This window comes from Bradyrhizobium sp. BR13661, assembly GCF_029892425.1.
Classification (GTDB): domain Bacteria; phylum Pseudomonadota; class Alphaproteobacteria; order Rhizobiales; family Xanthobacteraceae; genus Bradyrhizobium.
On the sequence record NZ_JARXWB010000028.1, the window covers coordinates 41,156 to 65,705 of the forward strand.

Below are 24,550 nucleotides of genomic sequence, written 5' to 3' on the forward strand. Positions count from 1 at the left end.
ATGGCAGACGGATCGATCGGACTCTGGACCGTCCCGCTCGCCGTACTCGGCGGCGCTATTCGCGTCTCCACGCCATTCCTGTTCGTGAGCTTGGGGGAATGCATCACGGAGCGCTCGGGGCGCATCAATCTCGGTCTCGAAGGCACGCTGGTGATGGGTGCAATGAGCGCCTACGGCATCTCTTACGTAACGGGATCGCCCTGGCTTGGCGTGCTTGCCGCCGGCATCACCGGCGCGCTTCTGGGCGCACTGCATGCCGGCATCTGCTCGCTGCCGCGCGTCAACGACGTGGCGGTCGGCATCGCATTGATGCTGTTCGGCACCGGCCTCGCCTTCTATCTCGGCAAGCCGCTGATCGAGCCCACCGCGCCGCGGCTGCCAGCGATCGATTTCGGCTGGTGGAGCGACATCCCGCAGGTGCGGGCGGCGCTGCGCGTCAACGTCCTCTTCCTGATCGGCGTCGCGCTCGCGCCAATCCTCTATTGGGCCTTCCGCACCACGCGCTGGGGCCTGCTCATTCGCACCGCCGGTGAGAGCTCGGATGCGGCGCGCGCAATGGGCCACTCCGTGCTGCTGATCCGCTTGCGCGCCACCATGGTCGGCGGCTTCCTCGCCGGCATCGGCGGCTCATTCCTGTCGCTGTTCTATCCCGGAAGCTGGAATGAAGGCCTCTCGTCGGGTCAGGGCATCACCGCGGTCGCGCTCGTGATCTTCGCGCGCTGGGATCCCCTGCTGTGCCTGTGGGCCTCGCTCGCCTTTGGCGGCGCCGCGGCGCTCGGGCCGGCGCTGCAATCGGTCGGCGTCACCTCCGGCTACCATCTCTTCAACGCAGCGCCCTACATCCTGACGCTGGCGATCATGATCATCACCTGCTCACCGAAACGCACGCTGACCGGAGCCCCGGCCGAATTGTCGATCACCCGCTAGAGAGCGAAATCATGCCCGAGCGCTACATCAAGTCCGAGCCCTACGCCTGGCCTTACAATGGCGATCTCCGCCCGCAAAACACCGCGCTCATCATCATCGACATGCAGACCGACTTCTGCGGTGTCGGCGGCTATGTCGACAAGATGGGCTACGACCTCTCGCTGACGCGAGCACCGATCGAGCCGATCAAGAAGCTGCTCGCGGCCATGCGCGCCCAAGGCTTTCACATCATCCATACCCGCGAAGGCCATCGTCCGGATCTCTCGGATCTTCCCGCCAACAAGCGTTGGCGCTCGCGCCAGATCGGCGCCGGCATCGGCGATGCCGGCCCCTGCGGCCGCATCCTGGTGCGCGGCGAGCCCGGCTGGGACATCATCGAGGAGCTTGCACCGCTGCCGGGCGAGCCTGTTATCGACAAGCCCGGCAAGGGTTCGTTCTGCGCCACCGATCTCGAGCTGATCCTGCGCGTGCGCGGCATCGAGAACATCGTGCTGACCGGCATCACCACCGACGTCTGCGTCCACACCACCATGCGCGAGGCCAACGACCGCGGTTTCGAATGCGTGCTGCTGCACGATTGCTGCGGCGCGACCGACAAGAGCAACCATGAGCATGCTCTGAAGATGATCAAGATGCAGGGAGGCGTGTTCGGTGCGGTCTCGACCTCGGACGCCTTCATTGGAGCGATTTCGTGATCATCGGCGAACCGCTTCCGCCATCAGGCGCCTTCGGCGTCGACGCCATCGCCATGACCATGCGCTTCGGCGACTTCCTGGCGCTCGACAATGTCGAGCTGAAGGTGCGGCCCGGCTCGTTCCACGCGCTGCTCGGCGAGAACGGCGCCGGCAAGTCGACCCTCGTGAAGTGCATCATGGGATATTACCACGCGACCGAAGGCGACATTCTCGTCGGCGGCCGCGAACAGGCGATTGCCAACCCGAAGGATGCTCACGCGCTCGGCCTCGGCATGGTCTACCAACACTTTACGCTGGTGCCGGCGATGACGGTTGCCGAAAACCTCGTGCTGGCGCGCGACGACGTGCCGGCTGTGGTGAACTGGCCGAAGGAGATGAAGGAGCTCGAGGCCTTTCTGGCCCGAATGCCGTTCAAGGTACCGCTCGCCGCAAAGGTCTCCGACATCTCGGCCGGCGAGCGGCAGAAGTGCGAAATCCTCAAGCAGCTCTATCTCAAGCGCCGCTTCCTGATCCTGGACGAGCCGACCTCGGTGCTGACGCCTGCCGAAGCCGATGAAGTGCTCGGCATGCTCCGCGACATGGTCGTCAAGGGCGAGTTGACCATCCTGATGATCACGCACAAGTTCCGCGAGGTCATGGCTTTCGCCGACGAGGTCACCATCCTGCGCCGTGGCAAGCTCGCCGGTGCAGGCAAAGTTTCCGAGCTGACGCCGGATGCGATGGCCCGGACCATGATTGGCGCCGAGGAGTTGACCGTACAGCCGCCGCGCACCGGCGAAGCGGGCCAGGCGCGGCTGGAGCTCGCAAAAGTCCGTGCGCTCGACGATGCCGGCGCCGTCGCCGTGCATGACGTCTCGCTCACCGTGCGCGCCGGCGAGATCGTCGGCATTGCCGGCGTCTCCGGCAACGGCCAGCGCCAGCTCGTCGAGGTCCTCGCCGGCCAGCGTGAAGCCGAAGGCGGCGAGATCCGCGTCGCCGGAGATGGCTATCATGCCAGCCGCGAGGAGATGCGGCGCCACAAGATGTCGCTGCTGCCCGAGGAGCCGCTGAAGAACGCCTGTGTCGGCGGCATGAGCGTCGCCGACAACATCGCCTTCCGCGAGTTCGACCGCGCGCCCTTTGCCAGCGGCGGCTGGTGGCTCAACCGCGGCGCCTTCCGCGACGACGCGCAGAAGAAGATCGGCCAGTACAAGATCAAAACCCGCACGCCGGAGACGCCGATCTCGGCGCTGTCTGGCGGCAACGTCCAGCGCGCCGTGCTCGCCCGCGAGCTTGCCGGCGACGTCGAGGTGCTGATCGCCGCCAATCCCTGCTTCGGCCTTGACTTCGCGGCTGTGGCGCAGATCCACGCCGAGATCATGGCCGCGCGCAACCGCGGCGCGGCCGTGCTTCTGGTCAGCGAGGACCTCGACGAATTGCTCGAACTGTCCGACCGGCTGGTGGTGATGTTCCACGGCGAATTCGTGTATGAAGCTCGAACCAGCGAAGCCGATCTGACCGAGGTCGGCCGGCACATGGCAGGGCACTGAACGCGGAGCATCGATGAGCGGCGAACGCGACGAGCAGTTCTTGCGTTTGTCCTTCGCGGTCGCCCGCCGATCTCTCACCCATGGCAACCATCCCTTCGGCTGCATCGTCGTGGATATTGATGGCAAGGTATTGATCGAAGCCGAGAACGGCTACATGCCCGATCACGACGGCACCGCGCACGCCGAGCGCCTGGCGGCGACGCAAGCTTGCCGCACGCTGAGCCCCGCAGTACTGGCGTCAGCGACGCTCTATTCCTCGGCAGAGCCCTGCGCGATGTGCGCCGGCGCGATCTACTGGGCCGGCATCGGCCGCGTGGTCTACGGCCTCAGCGAACACCGTCTGCGCAGCGTCACTGGCAATCACCCGGAGAACCCGACGCTCGATCTGCCCTGCCGTACGGTCTTTGCGAGCGGCCAACGACCGACGGCGGTGATTGGCCCGTTGCTGGAAGACGAAGCGGAAGCACTGCACGATGGTGTGTGGACGAAGTAGGCGCCGCAAACACGAATGACGCCGCGCATTCCTGCGCGGCGCCACTTGAGCCTGAACCTCAGGCAATCAGAACTTCACGGTAATACCACCATAGACCGTGGACTCGGTGCAGCTCTTGGTGCTCTCGCCGGTTGCAGCGACAGTGCAGACGCCGGGCATGGCGTTGTGGTCGAGGCCGAACTTGTTCTGCCAGTAGCGGTAGGCGACCCAGAGGTCGACGAAGTGCGAGTACTTGTCACCCCAGGCGGCCTTCGACGCGTCGAAGGTCAGGCGGATCGGTTCGCTGTTCAGCTCGGTCTTCGAAGCGGTCGAGAACCGGCCGATGCCCGAGAGTGCGGGAAGACCGTTCGAGTCGCCCTTCGGGCCATACCAGCCGGCACGGCCGCTGATCGACCAGAACTGCATGTTCGGCGGCAGGAAACCGAGGTCCATATAGTAGTTGATTTCAACGGCCCAGGTCGCACGATAGCTCACGTTTCCGTCGGAGTTACAGGTCACGCCGGCAACGCCCGCACCGAACAGGCCGCACTGCGTGAACGAGTTGTGATTCAGGAACTCCCAGTACACCAACGGGGCGACGTCGATGTAGCCCTTGTAGGGCAGGTCGAAGGCGAACTGCAGACCGCCGACGACGTCGCGCTTTGCGGGCGCGAGGAAGTTGTTCTCGGTATTCGCATCCATACCGACTTCGAACGAGATGTTGTGCAGCGGGCCCATGGTGAAGGCCTTGGTGTTGAACAACTCGTTCCAGCCGAAGGTGGAGCGGAACAGGCCGTAGATCTCGGTCGCGCCGGCGCAATTGCTCGGGGTGCCGTTGATGTTCACGCCCGGTGCGGTACAGGGCGACGCGGGGTCGTTATGACCCGACTTGAACATCGAGATCGTGAAGAAGTTGGTGCCGTAGGCCCAGAGGTCGAAGTGGGTGAAGGAGTAGACCTGCTTGGCCGTAGTGCCGTTGATGCTGCCGTCCGGACGCCTGCTCCACACGCCGGGGTCAGTGCCCTTCGGCATCCAGGAGAACGACACGCGGTCGTCGATCACCAGGAAGAACGGGAGGTCGGGCGCCTTCTTGGCCGCCTTGACCGGCAGATCCGCCGCGTGAGCCAAGCCCCCGATGGCCAGCGTAGCAAGTGACAGCGCCGTTGCTGCAACTGCCCTGAAACGAAACGACATCCTGAATACCCCCAAGTTTGGACACGTAAAAATGAACGTCCCTTGAGGCGACACTTGCGCCGAACTCCCGGAGTGAGAAGCCTCAACTTTTTTCAAGGCATGCCGTATGTTTCAGCAGCACGCGACGATTCATCGCGGAAACATTGGAGTTTTCGCACGTCGTCGCCGCGCAGTGCCGGCAACGCAATGCCGGACATTCCCGGTTGAATTCGTTTATGATTTATCTCGAACGCACAACGCGGATACCAATGCCGGCAACGGCGGCGGCAGCGATCCGGAATTGCATACGCGTGCTGGCGCGGTTTTGCCCAACTTCACATCAAGCCTGCACAGCGGGTTCCGATTTGGTTTGAACCGTCACAAATATGCAACAGACCTCGCCTGCAGGCTGAGACTGCGAGAGGCCCCCGCGCTCCGCCTGGAGACACTCATCACCCGGCGAAGGGTCGCGACTCGCGTCACCAAGCCCCTGCCGAAGCGTTAAGCAAGGGATGACGCTTTTTCACACCTTACGCGGCGGTTCAAACTAGCCCACTATTGAGGCAGTTCATCCCATGCCAGCGCATTAGCGAATGTTAGATCCGACGCCTAACGGCCTGCATTCAGGCGAGTCCCCGTTGCTTCAAACGGTCGGGCTCACCAAACGCTATGGGGATTTCCTCGCCAACGATTCCATCGATATCGACATCTGGCCGAAGGAAATTCACGCCCTTCTCGGCGAGAACGGCGCCGGCAAGTCGACGTTGGTGAAGGCGATCTATGGGTTGATCCAGCCCTCCGCCGGCGAAATCCGCTGGCAGGGCGAACGAATCGTGCTGTCCGGTCCCTCCGAAGCGCGCAGCCGCGGCATCGGCATGGTGTTCCAGCACTTCTCGCTGTTCGACAATCTCACCGTCGCCGAGAATGTCGCGCTCGGCCTCGACGGCAAGGAATCCTTCAAGGACATGTCGGCGCGACTGGAGCAGGTGTCGAAGACCTATGGCCTGCCGCTCGATCCCAAGCGCGAGGTCTGGCAACTGTCCGTCGGCGAACGCCAGCGCATCGAGATCGTCCGGGCGCTGATGCAGGATCCGAAATTCCTGATCCTGGACGAGCCGACCGCGGTGCTGACGCCGCAGGAAGCCGACCAGCTCTTCATCGTCCTTGAGCGGCTCAAGGCCGAAGGCCGCGCCATCCTCTACATCAGCCACAAGCTCGAGGAAGTGAAACGCCTCTGCGATACCGCCACGATCTTGCGCGGCGGCAAGAAGATCCAGACCTGCAATCCCCGGCAGGAGACCGCCGCCTCGCTCGCACGCATGATGGTCGGTGGCGAGATCAAGGAAGTGAAGGCGGCCGCCGGGCGGCAGACCACGATCCCGCGGCTCGTCGTCAACGATCTCTCGCTCGCGCCGGACGAGGCACACGGGGTGCGGCTCGAGCACATCTCGTTCGAGCTGAAGGGCGGCGAAATTCTCGGCATTGCCGGCGTCGCCGGCAACGGCCAGGACGAACTCTTTGCCGCACTGTCCGGCGAGCGGCTGTCGAGGGATCCCGGCACTGTCGTGATCGAAGGCATCGCCGCCGGCCACCTCTCGATCACCAAGCGGCGCAAGCTCGGTGCCGCCTTCGTGCCCGAAGAGCGGCTCGGCCACGGCACCGCGCCGCGCATGAAGCTGTCGGAGAACGCGCTGCTGACCGGACACGCCGCCAGCGGCATGGTCAATCACGGCTTCATCGACACCGCGGCCACGCTGAACACCGTGGACAAGGCGACCGAGACCTTCGACGTGCGCAAGGCGAAGCGCGACCCGGAAGCGGCCTCCCTCTCGGGCGGCAATCTGCAAAAATTCATCGTCGGCCGCGAGATCTTGCGCAACCCGGCCGTGCTGGTGGTGAGCCAACCGACCTGGGGCGTCGATGCTGGAGCGGCCGCCGTCATCCGCCAGGCGCTGCTTGACCTGGCGACCGCGGGTGCTGCGGTGCTCGTCACCAGCCAGGATCTCGACGAGCTCGCTGAGATCGCCGACCGCATCGCCGTGATGTTCCACGGCCGGCTGTCCGCTCCGCTCGCTGCAAGCGAAGCGACGCGCGAGAAGCTCGGCCTGCTCATGGGCGGCAGCAGCCTGGAGCCCGAGGAGGCCGCGCATGCAGTTGGTGCTTGAGAAGCGCGCCGAGCGCTCCAACACGATTGCGCTGGTCTCGCCGCTGATCGCGATCGGCCTGACGATCGTGACCATGACCATCCTGTTCGCGATCATCGGCAAGAATCCGCTGCTCGCGCTGCATGCCTATTTCATCGCGCCCCTGACCGACGGTTATTCGCTGCAGGAGATCGCGGTGAAGGCGACGCCGCTGGTCATGATCGCGATCGGGCTGTCGCTCTGCTATCTCGCCAACGCCTGGAACATCGGCGCCGAGGGGCAATTCCTGATCGGCGCGGTCGCCGGAAGCTGGATCGCGGTCAAGACGCAAGGCACCGACGCCGGCGCCTGGGTGCTGCCGGCGATGCTCGTGCTCGCGGCCGCCGCGGGCGCGCTCTATGCGCTGATCCCGGCGATCTGCAAGGTGAAGTTCGGCGCCAGCGAGATCCTCACCAGCCTGATGCTGGTCTATGTCGCCGACCTCTTTCTCGACTACCTCGTACGCGGCCCCTGGCGCGATCCGAACGGCTTCAACTTCCCGACCACGGCCGAATTCGATCCGGTGGCGACGGTGCCGCTGCTGATCGAGGGCGGGCGGCTGCATCTCGGCTCGATCATCGCGTTGCTGGTCGTGGCGGCGGCCGCGATCCTGCTCGGGCGCACCATCAAGGGCTTCGAGATCCGTGTCGTGGGTGCTGCGCCGCGCGCGGCGCGATTCGGCGGCTTCAATTCCAACCAGCTGATCATCCTGACCTTCGCGGTATCGGGCGCGCTCGCCGGTCTCGCCGGCATCATCGAGGTCGCCGGCCCCGTCGGACATCTCCAGCCCGGCATCTCGCCCGGCTACGGTTTCACCGCGATCATCGTCGCCTTCCTCGGCCGGTTGAATCCGATTGGAATATTAATTGCAGGCTTTTTTCTCGCACTGACCTTTATCGGCGGCGAGCAGGCGCAGATCGCAATGAAGATCCCGTTGGACGTCACCAAGGTCTTCCAGGGCATCCTGCTCTTCTACGTACTCGCCTGCGATTCCCTCATTCTCTACCGCTTCAAGCTGGTGTTCCCGAACCGACAGGTGGCCCGTGGAGCTGGTTGAAGCCATCATCCTGTCGGTGCTCGCCGCCTCGACGCCGCTCCTGATCGCGGCAACCGGCGAGCTCGTCACCGAGCGTTCCGGCGTGCTCAACCTCGGCGTCGAAGGCATGATGATCGTCGGCGCGGCCTGCGGCTTTGGCGGCGCGTGGCTCACTGGATCAATCTTCATCGGCGCGCTGTTCGGCATTATCGCGGGAGCGCTGATGTCGCTGATCTTCGCGTTGATGGCGCTCGGCCTCGCCGTCAACCAGGTCGCGACGGGTCTGGCATTGACCATTCTCGGCATCGGCCTGTCCGGCCTGATCGGCGCCGGCTTCGTCGGCGAACGCATCACGCCGGCTGCGCATCTGCACATTCCGGGCCTTACCGACATTCCGCTGATCGGTCGCGTGCTGTTCGGTGAGGACGCCTTCGTTTATTTCTCCATCGCGCTCATCATCGGCGTCTGGTGGTTCCTGTATCGTACGCGCGCGGGATTGATCCTGCGCGCCTGCGGCGACAATCATGTCTCCGCGCATGCACTCGGTTATCCCGTGCTGCGCATCCGCACCTTCGCCGTGATGTTCGGCGGTGCCTGCGCGGGTCTTGCCGGCGCCTATCTGCCGCTCGCCTACACGCCGTTCTTTATTCCAGGCATGACCGCGGGCCGCGGCTGGATCGCGCTGGCGCTGGTCGTGTTCGCGTCGTGGCGGCCGGGCCGTCTCGTCATCGGCGCTTATCTGTTCGGCGCGGTGACGATCCTGCAACTGCATGCGCAGGGCTGGGGTGTCGGCATTCCCTCGCAATTCATGTCGGCGTTGCCTTATCTCGCGACCGTCATCGTGCTGGTCCTGCTCTCCCGCGCACGCACCGGCGGCTCGACCGCACCGGCCGCGCTCGGCACCGTGTTCGTACCTGACCGTTAGAGTTTTGGTTTTTCGCAGCGTGCGCGATGGGGCGCGCAGGTTGCGGATCGTGGCTTTCCCCTGATGTTTGGAGATTGATGATGAGGAAATCACTTCTTGCGCTGGCTGCCGGGCTTCTGCTTGCCGGAAGCGTCAGTGCAGCCTCCGCCGACGACAAGCTGAAAGTCGGCTTCATTTACCTCGGCCCGATCGGCGATCTCGGCTGGACCTACCAGCACGAGCTCGCGCGCCAGGCGCTGGTGAAGGAATTCGGCGACAAGATCGAGACCACCTATCTCGAAAACGTCCCCGAAGGTCCCGACGCCGAGCGCGCCATCGAGCAGCTCGTCCGCGCCGGCAACAAGCTGATCTTCACGACCTCGTTCGGCTACATGGATCCGACGCTGAAGGTTGCGAAGAAATATCCGAACGTGCATTTCGAGCACGCGACCGGCTACAAGCGCGACAAGAATATGTCGACCTATTCGTCGAAGTGGTATCAGGGCCGCTACATTCAAGGCCTGATCGCGGCCAAGATGTCGAAATCAGGCGTGCTCGGTTACATCGGCTCGTTCCCGATTCCCGAGGTCGTCTCCGGCATCAACGCGACGATGCTGGCGGCGCAGACCATCAACCCGAACATCAAGGTCAAGATCATCTGGGCCAACACCTGGTTCGACCCGGGTAAGGAAGCCGACGCCGCCAAGGCGCTGATCGACCAGGGTGCCGACGTGATCATGCAGCACACCGACTCGCCCGCCGCGATGCAGATCGCCAGCGAACGCGGCAAGCTCGCCTTCGGCCAGGACTCCGAGATGATCAAGTTCGGGCCCAAGACCCAGCTGACCTCGATCCTCGACACCTGGGCCCCCTACTATATCGCCCGCGTCAAGGCCGAGCTCGACGGCACCTGGAAGTCCGAAGACACCTGGGGCGGCCTCGACAGCCACATGTTCGGAATGGCGCCGTACACCAACATGCCTGACGACGTGAAGAAGATCGCCGAGGATGCCCAGGCCGCGATCACCGCGGGCACCCTGCACCCGTTCAAGTGCCCGGTCATTGGGCAGGACGGCAAGGAGATTGAGTGCAAGGGCGGCGCCAACCTCGACGCCGGCCAGATCCTCGGCATGAATTTCTACGTGAAGGGCATCGACGACAAGCTGCCTGGCAAGTAGCACGCTTCTTGCATCGCCCAAATTACCTGCTCCTCCCGGAGGAGGTTCGGAGGGGGTGGCCAGAAGCACCCGGCACTTGTGGTCGCCCCCTCTTTTAACTTTATCCCGCCTGCATCGCCCGCGCCGCGGCGCTGTGCCGGCGGATCAGGTCCGGAACATCCAGTCCCGGGATCGCGCCGTCGACGACAGCCCAGTTCCCCGCCACCATCACCCTGTCAGCCCGATGCGCCCCGCACAGAACCAGTGCGGCCAGGGGATCGCCATGGCCGGAGAAGCGCAACTCGTCGAGCTTGAACAGCGCGAGATCGGCCGCCTTGCCGACGGCGATTTCGCCGAGTTCCGGCCGGCCGACGCAGGCCGCAGAGCCCCTGGTGGCCCAGCGCAGCGCGTCCTTGTGGCTGACCTTGGTCACGCCATAGCGCGCCCGTTGCAGCAGGAAGGCCGCGCGCACTTCCTGCATCAGGTTGGATCCATCGTTCGAAGCTGAACCGTCGACACCAATGCCGATGTCGACGCCGGCCTCTTCCATTTCGCACACCGGGCAGCAGCCGGAGGCCAGCAGCTGGTTGCTGCAGGCGCAGTGACTGATCGTAGTCCTGGCCTTGCCGAGCCGCTTCATCTCGTCCGCATTGAAGAAGATGCCATGGGCGAGCCAGGTCCGCGCGTTGAGCCAGCCGCACTGCTCGAGATAGTCGAGCGGGCGGCAGCCATACATCTGCTGGCAGAATTTGTTTTCGTCCTCGGTTTCGGCGAGATGCGTGTGCAGCCGCACGTCGAGCTTGTCGGCGAGATCGGCGGTGGCGCGCATCAGCGATGTCGTCACCGAGAACGGCGAGCACGGCGCGAGCGCAATCTGCACCATCGCATCCGCGCCGCGCTGGTGGTGCTTCGCAACCACGCGCGCGCTATCGGCGAGGATGGTATCCTCGTCCTGCACGACGCTGTCGGGCGGCAGGCCGCCGTCGCGCTGCGACAGGTTCATCGAGCCGCGCGTCAGCAGCACGCGGACGCCGAGCCGCTTTGCGACCCCGACCTCGATGTCGACGGACTCTTCGAGCCCCGCCGGGAAGACGTAATGATGGTCCGTCGTGGTGGTGCAGCCCGACAGCAGCAGTTCGGACATCGCCACGGTGACGCCGAGCTCGAGCGTATCAGGCGTCATCCTGGCCCAGACCGGATAGAGCGCCTGCAGCCAGGGAAACAGCTCGCGGTCCATCGCCGCGGGCAACGCCCGTGTCAGCGTCTGATAGAAGTGATGATGGGTGTTGATGAGGCCCGGCAGCACGACGTGCCCGCTCGCATCGAACACCGCGACATCAGCGGTCGCCGGCGTCGCGCCAGCCGGCACGAGCTCGATGATGCGGCCGTCCTTGACGACGATCCCGCGCCCGGCACCGTCGGCGAGAATGGCCAGGGGATCCCTGATCCAGATCGGCTTTGCGTCGCTCATGCGCCTGCTTCTCCTGACATCCGCTGACGGGAGGCCTGCAAGGCCAGGGCCAGCCCGCGCGCGATTACCACGACTTGTTGTTGCCACTTCTTGTTGCCACTTGGCGCTGGTCTTGCAAGACTTTCCCTCAACGCAAATCGTCAGGCGCAGGCGTTATCGCAGCCATGGACTTGAATACCATCACAGCGGTCAGTCATCCGCAAACGCGCTTCGAACTGCCCGTTTGGACGCCAGGTGATGCTTGGCTCGCGGGCGGCACGTGGCTGTTCTCGGAGCCACAAGCTCACCTCACCCGGCTGATCGATCTCACCGATCTGAAATGGCCGGCACTGACGATCACCGAGAGCCACCTCAGCATCGCCGCCACCTGCACGATCGCGCAACTCGATGCGCTGACCTGCCCGACAGACTGGCTCGCAGCACCGCTGATCAGCCAATGCTGCCGCGCCTTCCTCGCCTCCTTCAAGATCTGGAAGACGGCGACGGTCGGCGGCAATCTCTGCATGTCGCTGCCGGCAGGGCCGATGATCTCGCTCACCGCGGCGCTCGACGGCGTCTGCACCATCTGGCAGGCCGGCGGCGGCGAGCAGAGGATTCCCGTCGCCGAATTCGTCACTGGCAATCAGCGTAACCGCCTGTCGCCCGGCGATCTGCTGCGGCAGATCGACATTCCGGTCGCGGCCCTGAAGCGCCGCTCGGCATTTCGCCAGATCTCGCTCGCACCCATCGGCCGCTCCGCAGCGCTTCTGATCGGAAGCCTCGACGGCACTGGTGCGTTGAAACTGACCGTGACCGCATCGACCGTGCGCCCAGTCTTGCTGTCGTTCGCAAAGCCGCCCGACGCGAGCGCGCTTCGCACGGCCATCGCGGAGGAGATTACCGACGATCTCTATCATACCGATATTCATGGCAAGCCCCTCTGGCGCAAGCACATGACGTTGCGGCTCGCCGAGGAGATTCGCGTCGAGCTCTTGGGTGCAACGCCGTCATGAGCTTCGAGGTCAATGGCACCAGCTTTCCGCAAACGCCGCGCGCCGGCCAATGCCTGCGCACGTTCCTGCGCGAGCTCGGCCATTTCGGGGTGAAGAAGGGCTGCGACGCCGGCGATTGCGGCGCCTGCACCGTGCTGCTCGACGGCGAGCCCGTGCATAGCTGCCTGATCCCGGCATTTCGCGCCGAGGGGCGCGCCATCACGACGATCGAAGGTCTTGGCGATGAGCACGGCCCGCATCCGATGCAACAGGCCTTCCTCGAGGCGCAAGGATTCCAGTGCGGCTTCTGCACTGCCGGCATGATCCTGACCTGTGCCTCGCTGAACCAGGCCCAGCGCACCGACCTTGGCGCGGCGCTGAAGGGCAACATCTGCCGCTGCACTGGCTATCGCGCGATCGAGGACGCGATCCACGGCAAGAGCAATATCGAACAGGATGTCGAGGCTGGCGGCGCGTTCGGCCGCAGCCTGCCCGCGCCCGCGGGACCCGATGTCGTGCGCGGCAACGCGCGGTACACATTCGACACTGAGGTTGAAGGCGTGCTGCACATCAAGCTGCTGCGCGCGCCGCATGCGCATGCCAAGGTCGTCGCGATCGACCGATCGGCGGCGATGGCGGTGCCCGGCGTGCACGCGATCCTGACGCACGAGGACGCGCCGTCGGTGCTGATCTCGACGGCGCGGCATGAGAAGGACTGGATGGACCCCGAGGACACCCGCATCCTCGACGACGTCGTCCGCTTCATTGGCCAGAAGGTCGCGGCGGTCGTTGCGGACAGCGAAGACGCTGCCGAGGAGGCCTGCCGCCGGCTGAAGGTCGATTACGAGCTCCTGCCTGCGCTGATCGACCCCGAACAGGCGATGCTGCCGGGCGCGCCGCTCGTTCATCCCGATCGAACCAGCGCGAACCGCGTCGCCGACGCGCAGCGCAATCTCGTCGCGGAGATTCACGGCGAGTTCGGCGATGTCGCCTCGGCCCTCGCCACATCGGCGGCGACCTATGAGGCCACCTTTCACAGCCACCGTGTGCAGCATGCGGCGCTGGAGACCCATGGCGGCCTCGCCTGGCTCGACGATGCAGGCGTGCTCAACGTCCGCACCTCGACGCAGGTGCCGTTCCTGACCCGGCGCGCGCTCTCGGACATCTTCCAGCTGCCCATGGATAAGGTCCGCGTGTTCTGCGAGCGCGTCGGCGGCGGTTTTGGCAGCAAGCAGGAGATGTTCGTCGAGGATGTTCTGGCGCTCGCCGCGTTGAAGACGGGACGCCCCGTCAAGCTCGAGCTCACCCGCGAGGAACAGTTCATCGCGACCTCGACCCGGCATCCGATGCGGGTCCACCTCAAGGCCGGTGCGGATGCCGACGGCAAGCTGACCGCACTGCAGCTCGACCTGCTCTCCAACACCGGCGCCTACGGCAATCACGGCCCCTCCGTGATGTTCCACGCGGTGTCGGAGTCGATCGCGGTCTACAATTGTCCCAACAAGCGGGTCGACGGTCACGTCGTCTACACCAACACCGTGCCAGCCGGCGCGTTTCGCGGTTACGGCCTGCCGCAGGCGCTGATCGCGGTGGAGGCTGCGATCGACGAGCTGGCGAAGCAGCTCGGCATCAGCCCCTATGACATGCGCCGCCGCAACATCGTCAGGCCCGGCGATCCCATGCTGTCGCCACCCGAGTCCGAATATCACGACGTGCTCTATGGCTCCTACGGGCTCGACCAGTGCATTGACCTCGTCGAGCGCGCCATGCAGGCCGATGCCCCGCAACCCGGGCTGTCGCCGGACTGGCTGACCGGCGAGGGCATCGCGCTGACCATGATCGACACGGTGCCGCCCGCCGGTCACATCGCCGACGCCATGATCGCGCTGAACGACGATGGCGGCTTCGATCTCACCGTCGGCACCGCCGAATTCGGCAACGGCACCAGCACCGTGCACCGGCAGATCGCCGCGACAATCCTGGCGACCACCGTCGAGCGGATCCGGCTGCGCCAGTCCGACACCGCCCATGGCGGCCATGACACCGGCGCCTATGGCAGCACCGGCACTTTCGTGGCCGGCAAGGCGACTGAGGCCGCCGCCATGCAGCTTGCGACCGAGCTGAGGACAGCGGCGGCCGACGCATGGCTCTGCGATGCAGGGACTTGCGCGCTCGAGGGCGAGTTCGTCGTCAGCGGCGTGCGGCGGATGTCCTTCGCAGAGCTTGCCAGGCTCGCGCGCGAGACCGGTCGTCCGCTCACCGCGCGCGGCAATTCCGAGGGCACGCCGCGCTCGGTTGGCTTCAACGTGCAGGGTTTTCGCATCGCCGTGAACAAGGCCACGGGCGAGATCAGGATTCTCAGGAGCGTGCAGGCCGCCGATGCCGGCGTCGTCGCCAATCCCATGCAGTGCCGCGGCCAGGTCGAGGGCGGCGTCGCGCAGGCGCTTGGCGCGGCGCTCTATGAGGAGATGGTGATCGACGCTGATGGCCGCGTCACCAATCCGAAGTTTCGCGATTATCATCTCCCGTCCTTCGCGGACGTTCCGCGCACGGAGGTGCTGTTCGCCGAGACATCCGACACGATCGGGCCGCTGGGCGCGAAGTCGATGAGCGAGAGCCCCTATAATCCGGTCGCCGCAGCCCTCGGCAACGCCATCGCGGACGCCACCGGCATCCGCTTCACCGCGCCGCCGTTCAAACCGGACCGGCTGTTTCCGGCCCTGCACGAGAAATACGGCGACTAGCTCCCGCGATAGGTCGAATAGCTCCACGGCGTGACCAGCAGCGGCACGTGGTAGTGGCTCTCCGGCTCGCTGATCGCGAAGCGCAGCGGGATCTCGTCGAGGAACGGCGGATCGGACAGCGGCACGTTACGTTCGGAATAATATTTTGCGACGCTGAAGCGAAGCTCGTAGCGGCCGATCGGCAGGGGACGGCCACCGATCAGCGGCTGGTCGGTGCGGCCATCCGCATTAGTGACGGTGCGCGCGATCACCCTGCTCTCTCCGAGCGCAGCGAGCTCGACCAGTTCCACCGGAATCCCCGGCGCAGGTTTGCCGGCGAGATTGTCCAGCACATGGGTCGAGAGCCGGCCGTGCACTTTCAGCTTGTCGTCGGCGATAACGAGCTGGTCGAGCCGCAGCGCCGAGATGCGGCCGATCTCCTCGATCGCACGGCGCGTCTCGGTCTTGGCGATATTGCGCAAGCGTGTCTCGAAGTCGCGCAGCACGGAATCCTTGGTGTGACGCCGTACGCAGACGATATAGGGGATGCCGAATTTTTCGCGGTAGGCGTTGTTGGCCCGCTCGAACGCGGCGAACTCGGCCTCCGACAACCGGTCGAGGCCGGCGCTGTTCTGCTCGTCGGTCGATTCCGCCGTCAGGCCGGCCGCGCGCTGGGTCTTGTTGGCGAGATCAGGATGCGCGCGGATCAGCGCCAGCTGCGCTTCAGGCTCGGCCGCCTGGATTGCCGCCACCAGCGCGGCATGCAGCTGGTTGATGCCGGCAAACGGACGGCGCGCCGCGATCTGCTCGGCGATCCACGGCGAATATTCCACGACATTGGCGAGCGCGGCAACGAAGTCGGCTTGGCTTACGGCGTTGAGGTCGGCGAGCGAGATTTGCGACATTGCGGCCTTATCCGATCTCGAATGCATCGGCGGCAAGACCCGCATGCTTGTCGTGCCAATGCTGCGCGATCTGGAGGCGCGTCGGCACCCAGACGCGCTCATGCTTGCCGATGTAATCGAGGAAGCGGATCAGGCCGGCAGCCCGGCCGGGCCGACCGGCGAGACGGCAGTGCAGCCCCACCGACATCATCTTCGGCGCGGTCTCGCCTTCGGCATAGAGCACGTCGAAGGCGTCCTTCAGATAGGTGTAGAACTGCTCGCCCTCGGCAAACCCTTGCGGGTTGATGAAGCGCATGTCGTTGGCGTCTAACGTGTAGGGAATGACGAGCTGCTTGCCGTTCGCGCCCTTGACCCAATAGGGCAGATCGTCGGCATAGGAGTCGCAGAGATAGAGGAAGCCGCCCTCCTCCATCAACAGCCTGTTGGTGTTGATCGAGGAGCGTCCGGTGTACCAGCCGAGCGGCCGCGAACCGGTCGCCTCAGTGTGGACGCGGATCGCTTGCGCAATCTCGGCGCGCTCCTGCGCTTCCGTCATGTCCTTGTGCTCGATCCATTTCAGGCTGTGGCTCGCGATGTCCCAGCCGGCCTCCTTCATCGCAGCCACGATTTCCGGATTGCGCTTCAGCGCGGTAGCGACACCGAACACGGTGGTCGGCCATTTGCGTTCGCTGAACATCCGCCACAGCCGCCAGAAGCCGGCGCGCGAGCCATATTCGAACATGGATTCGATATTGGCGTGGCGCTGGCCCGGCCAGGGCTGCGCGCCCAGCACGTCGGACAGGAACGCTTCCGAGGCGCGATCGCCATGCAGGATATTGTTCTCGCCGCCTTCCTCGAAATTGACGACGAACTGCACCGCGACCCGCGCATTCCCGGGCCATTGCGGATGCGGCGGATTGCGGCCGTAGCCGCGGAGATCGCGCGGGTAGCTGCTGTCAGTCACTCAGACTTCCTCGAAGCGGATCGGCAGCGCGCCCTTCCAGAGCACGCTCTTGCCCAGCGTCGCCAGATTCTCCAGGCCCGAGGTCACGGTGATGAAATGATTGCCGGCGAGCTGGCCCATCTTGCTGGCGAAGTGCACGCCGCCATAGGCCATCAGGATCTCGGTCTCGCTGATGCCGCCGGGATAAAGGATGATCTGGCCGGGCGCGGGATAGCTGGTGTGGTTCTCGTAGCCGACGCCGAAATCGAGATCGCCGAGCGGCATCCAGACGCCCTCGCCGCTCCAGCGCACATGGATGATGTGGCTCTCGAACGGCAGCGCCTTGCGGAACGCCGCGACGGTCTTCGGCGCAGCCTCCTCTTCGAAGCGGGCATCGAAGGTGAAATCGCCGGCGCGGATAACGAGTTTGCTCATCTCATCTCTCTGGATCGGGGGCCAAGGGATTGGAGGCCCCACGGGGAATTTGCAGCAAAGAGCATTCCAGCGGGCTTCGCGCAAGGGGCGCAAGAAGGGCGTAAGGCGCGTTACCTGCGATCGTAGGACCAGCCGAAAATGCCGCTCCGCCGCACCTCCGGCTCGGGCTCCGCTGCTGCGGCCGCAGCCGACGGCGGCGCCTCCTTCAGTTCCGCCTGCGGCGGCGGCGGGGGCGGCGCCGGCAGATTCTCGCATTTCATGGAATAGACTAGCTTGCCGTCCGCGGTGCGTCCGATCGGAGCGCAGGGGTCGGAATGCGCCGCCGCAGTTTTTGGAGCGGGTTTGACCTGCGCCACAACAGGTGAGGCGATCAAAAGCAGGACCAGCAGATATTTCGACATCGTTGTCGCGCCTGAAACCTTCATTGCCCCCATTCAACCGGATTGCGCCGGTCAAGTCCATCCGGGCCCGGTGGGGTGATTGCCGAATATTTAGACGGCGATAGTGGCGGCCCGCTTCGCTTCTCTCGTTCGCATTTTGAATCGGAGACACGCCTTCACGCTCTCGCGGCTTCTTTCGCCCGAGCTTTGCTTGATCTCGTGTCCCTCTTGAACCAAGAGGGCGCAGGGAAGACCGGGTGCCAACCTCGCACCCGCGGTCCGCTGCGCGAAAATGTAGCGCAGGAAAACCGCACAGCAGCATACAGGTGGTGCCGAACACTCGGCCTTCCCTGCGCAGTGGTTTGACGGCTTATGCCGTGCTCTCCCGGGAGCCGAATTCCTTCTGGCCTCCCTCGCCTCGCAGATTAGCGATGCACTTCACCCGGTTGGGCTCCCTGCACCTCTGCGACAGCTTGACCGTAGCGACGACGGCCAGGACCACACGGTTTTGCCGTACGCTAGGGTTCGCTTGTTCACCGCAGTTTTCCCAGGCCTTGTCGACATACCTGAGAACCCGCAGGCGAGACGAACCTGACAGCGCCGTTCGTCAGCACGCGGTTTCGGGCTCACAGGGACTACCCGCCCTGCCCGCACCTCTCGCGCCCAACGCTGCCCGCGTCCACCGCAAGCCCGGCTCGCAATCAAGACGACTCGAGATCGCCCCTCAAGGATGAGCCGGGATGGGCGATACATACGCCATTTCCGAATTTCGGTAAAGTGGAATATTTCTGCGGGCGCGACTTGACAGCGCCCGCTGGTGTTTTGCCCCGACGGGTCACGGCAACGATCAATACGGATCGTAGTAGTAACGCGGTCCGCCATAATAGCCGTAGCCGGGACCGGGGCCGTAATAGCGCGGGCCACCATAGTAGTAGTTGTCGTAATACTCCTGACGCCGGCTCTCGGCGATCGCGCCTCCGATCAGACCGGCGGCGAGGCCCATGAAGGCAAGGCCCGCCGGGCTCGGTCCGCGGCGATAATAGCGATGCCGTCGCGCGGCGCTGAAATCGGTCGCGTTGGATGAGCCCTGCCCTGCCATTGCGGCCTTGGCCGGCGTTGGGGACGCGGCGACCGCCGGCGACAGCGCCCCCGCGACCAGAGCGAGACCGGCGCATGCGGCCAGCGCAACCTTACGGCCAAGTCTCGAATTCAAAGGTCTGTCACTCATCTTAGCTGTCCTCTGTTCTCGCCAATGAAGACATAGGGAAACGACATATAATGCTTAGAGCAGCGGGATGGTTTCGCGATCGCGGCAATCCGCCACGCTTTGAGCGATCGTACGCCCACTAGGCCCTGTAACTCCAGTACTTCCGCAGCGCATCGCCTGCCGCCTGGAGGTCGAAGCGCTGGTCAGGTGCGAGCTGCTGCACGATCAGACTGAACATATCGTTCAGGATCGAGCGCTTCTCGCCAAAATAAGAATGGTGCAGGCCGACCAGGCTGGTGTCGACCCGTGAGGCATCGATCGTATCGACGCCGTCGACGATCGTCAGAGCATCGCCGGCCTCGCCCGCGCGGGGATAGCCATGCACGAATTTCGAGGCCAGCAGCGCGACGTCGCGGGAGGAGGCATAGAGCGTGACGCGCGTCGCGCATCCCTTGAACTTCGCTGCGAGCTGAACGAAGCGGTCGCGGTCGATGTCGGGCGCGGCAAAGATGATCTGACCAAGCTTGGCGGCGCCGGCCGGCAGCTGCCAGGACGCGGCGCGTTCGAGCGTGTTGATCACGGCGCGGTTGCCCATGCTGTGGGCGATGACGTGAACCTTGCCGGCGCCGATCTCGCCGAGCGCGAGCTGAAGAAATGCCTCGAAGTGATCGCGCGACCAGTCGATCGTGCTCTCGTCCACGGTGTATTGCTTCGCATCCGCCGCCGACGCCCAGCTGTACAGCAGCGTCCGGCCGCCGAATTTCAGATCCACCGCAAGCTGGCCGGCCCGCCGCGCCGCGTCCTCGAACGACACGTTGTAGCCGTGCACGAAGACCAGAACGTCATGCAGGTCCGCTGCGGCGAGCGAGTCTGTCAGGCTGGCGACGAACGCGTCCCGATCAAGCGATCCCACGGTTTTAAGGATCACATGCTTTTCCGGATCGGCGGAGAATTCGAGCCGCCACCAGCTCGGACTGGTGAGTTCGCCGAGATCGCGGCCACGCGTGGGCACGCTGACCTCCGCGATCCCGAACGAAGGCATCCCGCGCGCGCCGCCAAAATAGCGCGCCGGCGTGTCGTCGCCGCGTGCGCGGTCGGTGCCGTAGAAGACGGGGATGGTGACGACGCCACTCGCTTCATCCGTGGTCGGACGAACGATGTCCGGGACCACAAGCGGTGACACGCGGCCGCGCCGGGTGACGGTCTCGGCCACTGGCGAGGACATCTGCTCCATCACGCGCGCGACGAGTTCCATGGCCGGCGCCTCCCCGAGCAGGCGCACGATCAGCCTATCGAGCGCCCAGCGAAGCTTGTCCGGGTCTTCACCCTGGCCGGCGCGTCCAGCCAACTCCAGCAATTCGTCGCGGTAGGGCGGCCATTTATCGCCCAGCAGGTCCTTCAAGCGGGGCCCGAGGTCGAGCAAGGCAAGCAACAGGCGAAGCGTGTCCGACATCGCGCGGCCCTCGTCGCTGAACGCGGCCGGGCACTCGTCCGGCCGTCCGTGCCGAGCCTAGAGGTTGTGAACGATCTGGCAAGTCCGCTCTGCGTGCCAGCGTCAACTTGCCCGGGGGGGGGGTGGGCGATTTACGACAACGCGCCCAGCACGCCGCGCGTGGCCTTGTCGATTTCCTCGACATAGCGGCGGCGCGCGGTGGTTTCGGTCAGGAAGCCGACCACCTTGCGGCTGTCGGTGGAATCGACCACCGCCAGCATTTCGGCCTCGGCCTCGTCGAACACCGCCATCGCCGACTTCACGTTCATTTCCGGGATCAGCACGATCTCGGTCAGGCGCGCGAGCTCGATGATCTGGATGTCGTCGGCGATGGTGTCGAGATCGCTGGAGAACAGATCGTGCAGCAGGACGAGACCGACATATTCGTCAGCATTGTTGACGATGACGATTCCGGGGCGCGAGCCCAGCGGAAATTCGCTGCGGGTGGCGGCGATCGTCGTGGTCGACGGCACCTTGCCGACGTCGGAGCGCATCAGCCGCTCGACTGTGAGGTTGCGGAGCCAGCCGACGTCGTTGGCGCTGCGGATGGTCTCGCCGCGCAGATGCAGGCGCCAGGTCGAGAAGGAATGGCCGAACATGAAGCGGACGCAGATCGAGGTGACGATGCAGCCGGCCAGCACCACAGCGGTGACGTCGACATTGCGGGTCATCTCGAGCACGAGGAACGACATGGTGAGGGGACCGCCGACGATGGCAACACCGAGCGTGGCCATGCCGGTCAGCATGGCCACCAGCGGATCGATCACGAAGTTCGGGCTGATCAGCAGCAGCACCGCGGAGAAGAACTTACCGATCAGGCTGCCGACGAACAGCGAGGCGAAGAACAGACCGCCGCGGAAGCCCGAGGCCAGCGAGATCAGGCAGGCCGTCACCTTCAGCGCGATGATCAGCGCGACCAGGCCGATCGTCATGTCGTGGAAAAGATCGAGCACCATGGCCCCGTGGCCGGCCGCCAGCACCTGCGGCGTGATGAGGGCGAAGCCGCCGACGATGAGGCCGCCGATCACGGGGCGCAGCCAGACCGGCAGCCATTTGAACAGCCGCTCGAACATGGAGGACGAGCGCATCACGGCGATGCCGACGCCGCTGGTGACGAGCGCGAGCCCGATCAGCGCCAGATATTGCTCGACGCCGACGGCGCTGACCTTCGGTATTTCGATGGAGTATGGCGCACCGCCGAGCCATTGCGCGGTGAGCGCGCCGGCAAGCGAGGCCGCCAGGATGGGCGCGGCACTGCCGACCGAATAGACGCCGACGATCAGCTCGCAGGCGTAGAACGCGCCGGTGATCGGCGCGCCGAAGGCTGCTGCGATCGCCGCCGCAGCGCCACAGCCGACGATCAGGCGGAGGTCGTTACGCCGGAGATTGAAGAACTTGCCGAACAGCGAGGCGATGCCCGAGCCGATCTGGGTGTAGCCGGCCTCTAAGCCGACCGAGGCGCCGCAGCCGTTCGAGATCAGCGTCTGGCTCGACACCACCACGCTGTCGCGCATCGACAGATTGCCGCCGCGCAGCGCATTGGCTTCGATCGGGTCGACTGCGCTCGAGATCTTCAGCCGCCGCCGCCACCATTCCATGATGCCGAGCACCAGGCCGCCAAGCGCGGGCGCGATCATCGCCGCCCAGGGACTGATATAGGCGTTGGCCGAAAGACGCACGTCGATGGGAATGCCGTAGATCACGACATGGGCGATCTGCGCGATCTCGGCCATCAGCGTTACGATCGCACCGGCCAGCGTGCCGATCACGAGCGCCAGCGGGATCAGGTAGAACTCGTTGCTGCGCAGGAGCGCACGCAGCCGAAGCATGGTGCGGCTCGTCCCCTTACGATCGACGATATGCCTGATCCGCGCAAACACCTGACGCCCGCCCTACCCTTCAGCCATGCCGTAGCCGGCCATGCGTTGGCGGACCCGTTCGATTTCGTCGCTGGAGAGCAGCGGCGGTTTTCCGATCTGGAGACAGCCGTGATATTGCCGCGCCAGCGTCTCGACCTCGACGGCGAGCCACATCGCCTTGTCGAGCGTCCTGCCGACTGCGATCATGCCGTGATGGTCGAGCAGGCAGGCCAGCCGGCCCTCCAGCGCCCGCACTGCATGCCCGGACAGCTCCACTGTCCCAAAGGTCGCATAGGGCGCGCAGCGGATATTGTCGCCGCCGGCGGCCGCGATCATGTAGTGCACCGGCGGGATCTCCATGCCCATGATCGCCAGGATGGTGCAGTAGGTCGGATGGGCGTGGACGACGGCGTTGACGTCACCGCGCGCCCTCAGGATATCCAGATGGAAGCGCCACTCGCTGGACGGCTTCTGGTCGGGCGCGTGCGAGCCGTCGATCGCCATGAAGACGATCTGGTCCGGCGTCATCGCGTCATAGGGCACGCTGGTGGGCGTGATCAGGATCCCATTGCCAGAACGCACGCTGATATTGCCAGAGGTGCCCTGGTTGATGCCGAGCGCATTCATGCGGCGGCAGGCGTCGATGATGGCCTGTCTCTTCGCGAGCTCGTCCGCTGTCATCGACATCCCGACTACGTCTCGACCTTCTTGGCGATGGACGCTTGTTAGACCCGAAGTACGTCAAAGCAATATGGCAGTGCAAGCGAAAGCGGACCCGTTCGGACCCCGGATTGCCAACGACCCCGCCGGATCACGAAATCAAGTGTAAAATCAATATATTAATAGATTGTCGCAGGCCTACGACAGGCTCGCGCGGGCGCTCGCGAGGAACATTTGCAAACGCTGGCTCTTGATCGCGTGAGGATTGAGGAAGGGCGTGCCTTCCCGTGTCACCTCATGAGGAGGACCTATGGCTAAACGAGCAAAGAAACGTGCCCCTGCGAAAAAGGCCGCATCGCGCCGCCCGCGCCGGGCGCCCAAGATGCTGAGCGACCTGTTTCTGGAAACGCTGAAAGACATCTATTACGCCGAGAACAAGATCATCAAGACGCTGCCGAAGATGGCCAAGGCCGCCCATTCGAAGGACCTGGCCGCCGCCTTCAACAAGCATCTGCGGGAGACGCAGGGCCAGGTGCGACGGCTCGAGCAGATCTTTGCGATGCTGGACAAGCCGGCACGCGGCAAGCCGTGCGAGGCCATCAACGGCATTACCGACGAGGGCGCCGAGATCATGAAGGACTTCAAGAACGCCCCTGCCCTCGACGCCGGCCTGCTCGCCGCGGCGCAAGCCGTCGAGCACTACGAGATCTCGCGCTACGGCACGCTGCGCACCTGGGCCGAGGAGCTCGGCATGCCCGAGGCGGCAAGGCTGCTCCAGGATACGCTGGACGAGGAAGAGGCGACCGACCACACCCTGACCGAGCTCGCCACGTCCGTGATCAACCTCGAAGCGGAGGCCGAGTACCGCGAAGCCGCCTGATCCACGTCCCGCCCAATTGTTGCCTCCGGCGCCGCGGAACATCTTCCGCGGCGCCGACGCGTCTGACGGCAAGGCCCTCCTCTCCGTGGAGAGGCAGGCATGCTCCGAACGCGCGATGCTGGAATTTGCGGGAACCATCACCATATCCCGGTTTTCGAACCGCAGCGCCTTCGCCGAGTTTTGCCATGCCACCCAAAAATCCCTTCGACTGGATGCTGTCCGAGGCCCTCGACCAGCTGACCCGCGGCGAACGCATGCGGCAGCAGTTCGGCCGCCAGGACGCCTGCTGGGAACCGCCGATCGACGTGCTCGAGACCGAGCATGAGCTTTTGATCCTGGTCGCGCTTCCCGGCGTCAATCCGGACAATGTCGAGACCGTCATCCATGACGGGGTGCTGGTCATCTCCGGCCAGCGAACGCTGCCGCCGGAGCTTCGCAACGCCCGCATCCACCGGCTCGAGCTGCCGCAGGGGCGTTTTGAGCGCCGCATTTCGTTGCCCCTTGGCCGCTACGCCATCAGCCGCTTCGTGATGGACGGCTGCGTCGCACTGCGCCTCGCCAAATCCTGA

Annotated in this window: 22 protein-coding genes; 12 read left to right on the plus strand and 10 right to left on the minus strand. The window is 64.9% G+C overall.

Annotated features, from left to right (window positions below):
* From M2427_RS32715 to M2427_RS32730, 4 genes are read left to right on the plus strand one after another with little or no spacing between them, the layout of a single operon-like run.
* Complete coding sequence (locus M2427_RS32715; protein ID WP_080136340.1) at positions 1-927, plus strand: ABC transporter permease; 927 nt, start codon at positions 1-3, stop codon at positions 925-927.
* Between the two features lie 11 nt (positions 928-938).
* A complete protein-coding gene (locus M2427_RS32720; RefSeq protein ID WP_280710933.1) occupies positions 939-1,622 on the plus strand; it encodes an isochorismatase family cysteine hydrolase in 684 nt (227 codons plus the stop codon).
* Complete coding sequence (locus M2427_RS32725; protein ID WP_280710934.1) at positions 1,619-3,151, plus strand: ABC transporter ATP-binding protein; 1,533 nt, start codon at positions 1,619-1,621, stop codon at positions 3,149-3,151. Before M2427_RS32720 ends, M2427_RS32725 begins: the two co-directional genes overlap by 4 nt.
* 13 nt (positions 3,152-3,164) lie before the next feature.
* Complete coding sequence (locus M2427_RS32730; protein ID WP_280710935.1) at positions 3,165-3,644, plus strand: nucleoside deaminase; 480 nt, start codon at positions 3,165-3,167, stop codon at positions 3,642-3,644.
* Positions 3,645-3,710: 66 nt separating this feature from the next.
* Here M2427_RS32730 and M2427_RS32735 read toward each other — a convergent pair whose 3' ends face one another.
* On the minus strand, positions 3,711-4,817 hold the full coding sequence (locus M2427_RS32735; protein WP_280710936.1) for a hypothetical protein: 1,107 nt from the start codon (positions 4,815-4,817) through the stop codon (positions 3,711-3,713).
* 572 nt (positions 4,818-5,389) lie between these two features.
* Between M2427_RS32735 and M2427_RS32740 the strand changes: the two genes are divergently transcribed.
* From M2427_RS32740 to M2427_RS32755, 4 genes are all read left to right on the plus strand, one after another.
* Positions 5,390-6,961 carry an ABC transporter ATP-binding protein gene (locus M2427_RS32740; RefSeq protein ID WP_280710937.1) on the plus strand — a complete coding sequence of 524 codons (1,572 nt, stop codon included), beginning with the start codon at positions 5,390-5,392 and terminating at the stop codon, positions 6,959-6,961.
* A complete protein-coding gene (locus M2427_RS32745) occupies positions 6,945-8,036 on the plus strand; it encodes an ABC transporter permease (protein ID WP_280710938.1) in 1,092 nt (363 codons plus the stop codon). The genes M2427_RS32740 and M2427_RS32745 overlap by 17 nt, the downstream gene beginning before the upstream one ends.
* Positions 8,023-8,940, plus strand: a complete 918-nt coding sequence (locus tag M2427_RS32750) for an ABC transporter permease (protein WP_280710939.1) — start codon at positions 8,023-8,025, stop codon at positions 8,938-8,940. The genes M2427_RS32745 and M2427_RS32750 overlap by 14 nt, the downstream gene beginning before the upstream one ends.
* 80 nt (positions 8,941-9,020) lie before the next feature.
* Positions 9,021-10,097 (plus strand): BMP family ABC transporter substrate-binding protein, encoded by a 1,077-nt coding sequence (locus M2427_RS32755; RefSeq protein ID WP_280710940.1) that lies wholly within the window; start codon positions 9,021-9,023, stop codon positions 10,095-10,097.
* Positions 10,098-10,197: 100 nt separating this feature from the next.
* Here M2427_RS32755 and M2427_RS32760 read toward each other — a convergent pair whose 3' ends face one another.
* The gene (locus M2427_RS32760; RefSeq protein ID WP_280710941.1) at positions 10,198-11,547 is read right to left on the minus strand and encodes an 8-oxoguanine deaminase; all 1,350 of its coding nucleotides are present in this window, start codon (positions 11,545-11,547) and stop codon (positions 10,198-10,200) included.
* 164 nt (positions 11,548-11,711) lie between these two features.
* Here M2427_RS32760 and M2427_RS32765 point away from each other — a divergent pair, with 164 nt between their 5' ends.
* Complete coding sequence (locus M2427_RS32765; protein WP_280710942.1) at positions 11,712-12,539, plus strand: FAD binding domain-containing protein; 828 nt, start codon at positions 11,712-11,714, stop codon at positions 12,537-12,539.
* Complete coding sequence (locus tag M2427_RS32770) at positions 12,536-15,262, plus strand: molybdopterin cofactor-binding domain-containing protein (RefSeq protein WP_280710943.1); 2,727 nt, start codon at positions 12,536-12,538, stop codon at positions 15,260-15,262. Before M2427_RS32765 ends, M2427_RS32770 begins: the two co-directional genes overlap by 4 nt.
* Here M2427_RS32770 and uraD read toward each other — a convergent pair.
* From uraD to M2427_RS32810, 8 genes are all read right to left on the minus strand, one after another.
* Entirely contained in the window at positions 15,259-16,146 is an 888-nt protein-coding gene (gene uraD / locus M2427_RS32775; RefSeq protein ID WP_280710944.1) for a 2-oxo-4-hydroxy-4-carboxy-5-ureidoimidazoline decarboxylase, read from the minus strand. The two genes, M2427_RS32770 and uraD, sit on opposite strands and share 4 nt — an antisense overlap.
* Positions 16,147-16,153: 7 nt before the next feature.
* Positions 16,154-17,089 carry an allantoinase PuuE gene (gene puuE, locus M2427_RS32780; RefSeq protein ID WP_280710945.1) on the minus strand — a complete coding sequence of 312 codons (936 nt, stop codon included), beginning with the start codon at positions 17,087-17,089 and terminating at the stop codon, positions 16,154-16,156.
* Entirely contained in the window at positions 17,090-17,503 is a 414-nt protein-coding gene (locus M2427_RS32785) for a DUF3830 family protein (RefSeq protein WP_280710946.1), read from the minus strand.
* Between the two features lie 110 nt (positions 17,504-17,613).
* Positions 17,614-17,904, minus strand: a complete 291-nt coding sequence (locus tag M2427_RS32790; protein ID WP_280710947.1) for a hypothetical protein — start codon at positions 17,902-17,904, stop codon at positions 17,614-17,616.
* An 826-nt stretch (positions 17,905-18,730) separates the two neighbouring features.
* A complete protein-coding gene (locus M2427_RS32795) occupies positions 18,731-19,111 on the minus strand; it encodes a hypothetical protein (protein WP_280710948.1) in 381 nt (126 codons plus the stop codon).
* 118 nt (positions 19,112-19,229) lie between these two features.
* A complete protein-coding gene (locus M2427_RS32800) occupies positions 19,230-20,543 on the minus strand; it encodes an alpha/beta hydrolase (protein WP_280710949.1) in 1,314 nt (437 codons plus the stop codon).
* 131 nt (positions 20,544-20,674) lie between these two features.
* A complete protein-coding gene (locus M2427_RS32805) occupies positions 20,675-22,462 on the minus strand; it encodes a chloride channel protein (RefSeq protein WP_280710950.1) in 1,788 nt (595 codons plus the stop codon).
* Between the two features lie 12 nt (positions 22,463-22,474).
* The gene (locus M2427_RS32810) at positions 22,475-23,128 is read right to left on the minus strand and encodes a class II aldolase/adducin family protein (protein ID WP_280710951.1); all 654 of its coding nucleotides are present in this window, start codon (positions 23,126-23,128) and stop codon (positions 22,475-22,477) included.
* Between the two features lie 283 nt (positions 23,129-23,411).
* On the opposite strand from M2427_RS32810, the gene M2427_RS32815 reads away from it, so the two are divergent.
* The gene (locus M2427_RS32815; RefSeq protein ID WP_280710952.1) at positions 23,412-23,981 is read left to right on the plus strand and encodes a ferritin-like domain-containing protein; all 570 of its coding nucleotides are present in this window, start codon (positions 23,412-23,414) and stop codon (positions 23,979-23,981) included.
* A gap of 185 nt (positions 23,982-24,166) precedes the next feature.
* Positions 24,167-24,550 carry an Hsp20/alpha crystallin family protein gene (locus M2427_RS32820; RefSeq protein WP_280710953.1) on the plus strand — a complete coding sequence of 128 codons (384 nt, stop codon included), beginning with the start codon at positions 24,167-24,169 and terminating at the stop codon, positions 24,548-24,550.

What these genes read in the sequence shown, in the direction of transcription:
- M2427_RS32790 (WP_280710947.1), bottom strand. Translation starts at nt 17,904, where the DNA reads ATGTCGAAATATCTGCTGGTCCTGCTTTTGATCGCCTCACCTGTTGTG.
- M2427_RS32785 (WP_280710946.1), bottom strand. Translation starts at nt 17,503, where the DNA reads ATGAGCAAACTCGTTATCCGCGCCGGCGATTTCACCTTCGATGCCCGC.
- M2427_RS32745 (WP_280710938.1), top strand. Translation starts at nt 6,945, where the DNA reads ATGCAGTTGGTGCTTGAGAAGCGCGCCGAGCGCTCCAACACGATTGCG.
- M2427_RS32760 (WP_280710941.1), bottom strand. Translation starts at nt 11,547, where the DNA reads ATGAGCGACGCAAAGCCGATCTGGATCAGGGATCCCCTGGCCATTCTC.
- M2427_RS32715 (WP_080136340.1), top strand. Translation starts at nt 1, where the DNA reads ATGGCAGACGGATCGATCGGACTCTGGACCGTCCCGCTCGCCGTACTC.
- M2427_RS32765 (WP_280710942.1), top strand. Translation starts at nt 11,712, where the DNA reads ATGGACTTGAATACCATCACAGCGGTCAGTCATCCGCAAACGCGCTTC.
- M2427_RS32770 (WP_280710943.1), top strand. Translation starts at nt 12,536, where the DNA reads ATGAGCTTCGAGGTCAATGGCACCAGCTTTCCGCAAACGCCGCGCGCC.
- M2427_RS32810 (WP_280710951.1), bottom strand. Translation starts at nt 23,128, where the DNA reads ATGTCGATGACAGCGGACGAGCTCGCGAAGAGACAGGCCATCATCGAC.
- M2427_RS32755 (WP_280710940.1), top strand. Translation starts at nt 9,021, where the DNA reads ATGAGGAAATCACTTCTTGCGCTGGCTGCCGGGCTTCTGCTTGCCGGA.
- M2427_RS32740 (WP_280710937.1), top strand. Translation starts at nt 5,390, where the DNA reads ATGTTAGATCCGACGCCTAACGGCCTGCATTCAGGCGAGTCCCCGTTG.
- M2427_RS32820 (WP_280710953.1), top strand. Translation starts at nt 24,167, where the DNA reads ATGCCACCCAAAAATCCCTTCGACTGGATGCTGTCCGAGGCCCTCGAC.
- uraD (WP_280710944.1), bottom strand. Translation starts at nt 16,146, where the DNA reads ATGTCGCAAATCTCGCTCGCCGACCTCAACGCCGTAAGCCAAGCCGAC.
- M2427_RS32730 (WP_280710935.1), top strand. Translation starts at nt 3,165, where the DNA reads ATGAGCGGCGAACGCGACGAGCAGTTCTTGCGTTTGTCCTTCGCGGTC.
- M2427_RS32800 (WP_280710949.1), bottom strand. Translation starts at nt 20,543, where the DNA reads ATGTCGGACACGCTTCGCCTGTTGCTTGCCTTGCTCGACCTCGGGCCC.
- M2427_RS32735 (WP_280710936.1), bottom strand. Translation starts at nt 4,817, where the DNA reads ATGTCGTTTCGTTTCAGGGCAGTTGCAGCAACGGCGCTGTCACTTGCT.
- M2427_RS32815 (WP_280710952.1), top strand. Translation starts at nt 23,412, where the DNA reads ATGGCTAAACGAGCAAAGAAACGTGCCCCTGCGAAAAAGGCCGCATCG.
- M2427_RS32795 (WP_280710948.1), bottom strand. Translation starts at nt 19,111, where the DNA reads ATGAGTGACAGACCTTTGAATTCGAGACTTGGCCGTAAGGTTGCGCTG.
- M2427_RS32720 (WP_280710933.1), top strand. Translation starts at nt 939, where the DNA reads ATGCCCGAGCGCTACATCAAGTCCGAGCCCTACGCCTGGCCTTACAAT.